The 4231-nt window shown below is 33.1% G+C and carries 5 protein-coding genes; 2 read left to right on the plus strand and 3 right to left on the minus strand.

Annotation, left to right across the window (positions count from 1 at the left end; all coding sequences use genetic code 11):
• Positions 1–205: 205 nt before the first annotated feature.
• Positions 206–1120 carry a WO male-killing family protein Wmk gene (gene wmk, locus IC220_RS06285; RefSeq protein WP_369408771.1) on the minus strand — a complete coding sequence of 305 codons (915 nt, stop codon included), beginning with the start codon at positions 1118–1120 and terminating at the stop codon, positions 206–208.
• Entirely contained in the window at positions 1120–2067 is a 948-nt protein-coding gene (locus IC220_RS06290) for a hypothetical protein (protein ID WP_188153628.1), read from the minus strand. Before IC220_RS06290 ends, wmk begins: the two co-directional genes overlap by 1 nt.
• Positions 2068–2440: 373 nt before the next feature.
• On the opposite strand from IC220_RS06290, the gene IC220_RS06295 reads away from it, so the two are divergent.
• Entirely contained in the window at positions 2441–3364 is a 924-nt protein-coding gene (locus tag IC220_RS06295; RefSeq protein WP_188153629.1) for an Rpn family recombination-promoting nuclease/putative transposase, read from the plus strand.
• Positions 3365–3521: 157 nt separating this feature from the next.
• Positions 3522–4049 (plus strand): hypothetical protein, encoded by a 528-nt coding sequence (locus IC220_RS06300; RefSeq protein WP_223158799.1) that lies wholly within the window; start codon positions 3522–3524, stop codon positions 4047–4049.
• Here the strand turns inward: IC220_RS06300 and IC220_RS06305 are convergent.
• Positions 4033–4231, minus strand: a 199-nt coding sequence (locus IC220_RS06305; protein ID WP_188153630.1) for a transposase, incomplete at its 5' end; no start/stop codon positions are given. The two genes, IC220_RS06300 and IC220_RS06305, sit on opposite strands and share 17 nt — an antisense overlap.

Here is a 4231-nt window from a genome sequence, read left to right on the forward strand (position 1 = left end):
TCTACTTCTTCTCTACGATTCTTACTTTTATTCTTATTATTCATACAATATATCCTTTGTTAACTATAAACTTTTTTTTAATATTTACTGCTGTTTTTTTTAGCAGTGGTCGTCATAAGGCCATCAATTTTGCTGGAAGTCAAATCAATTTTTTTATTTATTTATTTTTTTATAAAAATACTAATGATATTAATCATTGCTAATCTTATTTAAAACTTATCTGGCTGTTGTTTGCGAGAACAGAAATTCCTTCTTTAACTAGATGCTTTGCAATTTCTACCTTTTTTGCCTCTCTAACTTTTTCTTTACAAACACGTATGCCCTCAAATAAAGACTTGATTAGCACACCTCGTAACTCCTGACTCTCTATCTTTTTGTATTCTTCTATTAAATCTGATAGCTCTTTTCCTGCTTCACTATCCTCATCTTTTATCGAGTCAGGAAGTAGATCTTTCATACTAATTGATAATACCTTTGCTATTTCGTCCAACGTTTCAAGTGAAGCAGTAGATCGACCTTGTTCATATTCATATGTCCTTTGACTTGCTATGCCAACTTTGCTCGCTAAATCTACTTGGGTATATTCTCTTCTCAACCTCCACTCTTTTACCCTTTGCCCTATTTTGTACGTTATCGAATCAATGGGATTTTTTTTCTCTTCATATTCACCTATAGATAAGTTAGTTGCTCGAGAGATAACATCAACCGATACTCCCACTTTAATCAAACCCTTTGCTATTTCTATTTTCACCGCTTTTCCACTTTTTTCCTCACTCACACGGATGAATTTAGTTAATAAATACAGTATTTCGCGTAATTCTTGATCCTTAATTCCTTTATATTTTCTTGCTAGGTTTAATATCTCTTCCTCTTCTTCCTTAAAACACTCTTTTTTATTTGATACAGGAATGAGGTCTATAACACTTACTGATAATGTTTCTGCTATAGCATATAACCTTTCGATTGGAATTCTACGGTTCACTTTTTCGTATTGCAGTATTACCCAGTATTTTACCCCGATTTTCTCTGCTAAATCTTTTTGGGTATATCCCTTCGCTAACCTACAACTTCTTACTTGTTGTCCTACGTTATAGGTTGGTCTTTCTGCCAACTCGCACACTAATGTCTTCTATTTGAACTGTTACTTAATCTCGATAATAGCTCCTCCCTTTCCTTTACTACTTGGTTGCTTTTGTCCCCAATCTCTCTCATTTTTCTTTCTTGTTCTTCTATGCTTGATTTCATAACCTCAGCCGAATATTTGCTCTCTCCTCTTGCTAGTTCGGATTTTAACCTTCTTACTTTATATGCTAATTCTACAAACCTTTCATGTTTTTTTAGTGTCTCTATCATCTGATTTATTTGTGAGCGTAATTCCCCTTCTTCTAAACTTTCTGCTATCTTGCTCAGCAATAACTCATCTATTTTATAATTTTCTCCAGATTGAACTATAAACAGGTTTATCATTGCCCGTACATCTACAGGTTTTGCCGTTAATACATCAACATTACCATATACAAAACGTTTTAAACTTATATTTTTTTCTAGATAATTTTTCATATCCTCTGATAAATTTACCTTTAATTTTTCATACGCTCCAGACAGTAACATCTCTAATTCCTTAAAAAACTCAGTCTCTATATCACCCGACACCAAAACCATTAACAGATGTTTTATTAACTCCCTATCATTTGATTTGATCGCATAATAAATTGCTTTTTCTCTATCCTCTTTTAAATCATACAGTTCTGATGAATTACTAAGGCTAAATAAATAGTTTGTAACTTCTCCAGAAACATAGGCAATACTGACTTCTCTTAACGGATGATCATCTTTAAACTTTTCTAGCAACTTACTATCTGTAGTTCCTTCTATTGCAACAGCCATTTTACTCAATTTCTTTAGCTGGTCTATGCCTTCTCTTGAATCTCTAGGCGTATTTTTTACTTTATTTAATACTTCGCTATAAAGATTTTGCTTTTCCTCACCACTCAATAATTCACAATGCTCCTTTAGCTGCTTGGAAGTTTGATATAGAAGTTCTGCTAGCACAATTATTACCTTCATTAAAAACTAGTATATTAAATGCCTACTCCTTGACAAGTTAAAATAGGCTCCATCTTCATACACTGAAATATGTTTTCTTTAGGATGTGAGAGGTTAATGCTCGGTTGAGCTTTTATGCTCGTAGGTTCTTGCACCAAAAAGGGGTTCTTAATGGCCATTACAGCTGCTAAGTTCATAGTATTCATTTCTTAGGCTTTTAAGGTGCTTTACAGAGGGATTGATAAAAAGATGTATTATACGTCTAAAGTATGAAATGCGATTCTAAGGTGATCTCTGGCAGCCATTTTTTTTCATTCAAAACTTAAAAAATAAAGAAGTTGAACATTCCTTCAAAATTTAGTATAATCATTAATGATTTTTAACTTACTTTCTTATGGCTCTTTCGAAATTTCTTGATGCGCGCAACGACTATGCTTTTAAGAGAATATTTGGCACTGAGAAAAACAAGGATATCCTAATTCATTTCCTAAACGATATTTTAGGCTTTACTGGCTTATCTGCTATTCAAGATGTTGAATTTTTAGCTACTATTTTAGACCCTGAAATTGCCGCTAAAAAGCAGAGTATTGTCGATGTTCTTTGTAAGGACTCTCAAGGCTCCAGATATATTATAGAAATGCAATTCACTAAGACCAAGGGCTTCGAGAAGCGTGCTCAATATTATGCTGCCAAAGCTTACTCAAGTCAGGCTGATCAAGGTGATGAATATCATGACCTTAAGGAAATAATCTTTATAGCTGTCGCTGATTGTATTATTTTTCCAAATAAAGTTGAGTATAAATCAAATCATACTATTCGCGATGAAAATACTAATGAACATGATTTAAAGGATCTTTATTTTACATTCATAGAACTACCAAAATTTACAAAGACGAAAGAAGACCAACTAGAGAATATAGTAGAAAAATGGTGTTATTTTTTTCGCTATGCAGCAGAAACAAGGGAAGAGGACCTAGATAAAATAGTTGGTAGTGACGTAATAATAAAACGAGCTTATGAAGAGATGAATAAATTTAATTGGTCAAAAGAAGAGTTACTAGCATATGAGCAAAGAAAAAAACGTCTAATGGACGAGATAGCTGCTTTCGCCCAAAAATTTGATGATGGTGTTAGGGTTGGCGAAGAAAGAGGCATTCTCATCGGCCATGAAAAAGGCAAACAAGAAGGTCGAAAGGAAAGGGATATAGAAGTAGCTAAAAATTCACTTAAGGCTGGTGTCTCTATTGATATTATAGCTGAAATTACGGGCCTTTCAGTAGATGAAATAAGACATCTTCACAAGGAAAATGGCTGGTGATCTTTTGTCTATTATGGTTGCTAGCAGTTACTTGTTCAAAGTAATTAAGAAAAATAATCTAGCAACAAAAGTTTATGACTCTAATTATTAATATGGTATCTTCTTTGGATACTTAAACAATTGAGCTACATTGAGATATTTTTAAGATGATAATAAAATGTATATAACTATTACAGGAGTAGGGTATGTAGGTTTAGTATCTGGTACAATGTTATCAGAACAAGGCCATAACGTTGATTGTATTGACATAAATACTAGAAAGATTGAGTTATTGAAGTCAGGAAAAGTTCCTATATATGAGCCTGAATTAGCAAACTATTTAGAGGATAATATAAAGTTACAAAGGATAAGGTTCTTTGACTCATATTCCCAGATAAATCCTAATACGGAAGTAGTATTTGTAACTGTAGATACTCCATCAGGCTCCTTAGGGAGTGCAGATTTACAGAACGTGTATAGATCAGTAAATGAAATTTCTAAAAGAGTTAATCAAGATTGCTTAATAGTTATAAAATCAACTGTTCCTCCTGGTACTACAGAAAACATACACAACTACTTACTTAATAAAGGTTATAACCTTGATTTGGGAGTTAATCCAGAATTCCTCAAGCAAGGCTCTGCAGTATCAGATTTTTTATATCCAGATAGAATAATAATAGGAGTAAAAACTAAGAACCTGTCTTGAAATCATTTAAGTAGCTAAGCATAACGGTAATCATATCAAAGAAAATATTAGTCTTGGAGGTAAGAGGAGAATGTTCGTAATCTTTGCTCATGCGCCTAAAATTGGAGAGCCAAGCAAAGGTTCTTTCAACTATCCAACGTTTTGGAATAACCTGAAATCCTTCAGCTTCGGGATCTTTTTTA

It is taken from the genome of Wolbachia endosymbiont of Pentalonia nigronervosa, assembly GCF_014534705.1.
GTDB lineage: Bacteria > Pseudomonadota > Alphaproteobacteria > Rickettsiales > Anaplasmataceae > Wolbachia.

What these genes read in the sequence shown, in the direction of transcription:
- IC220_RS06290 (WP_188153628.1), bottom strand. Translation starts at nt 2,067, where the DNA reads ATGAAGGTAATAATTGTGCTAGCAGAACTTCTATATCAAACTTCCAAG.
- IC220_RS06295 (WP_188153629.1), top strand. Translation starts at nt 2,441, where the DNA reads ATGGCTCTTTCGAAATTTCTTGATGCGCGCAACGACTATGCTTTTAAG.
- IC220_RS06300 (WP_223158799.1), top strand. Translation starts at nt 3,522, where the DNA reads ATGTATATAACTATTACAGGAGTAGGGTATGTAGGTTTAGTATCTGGT.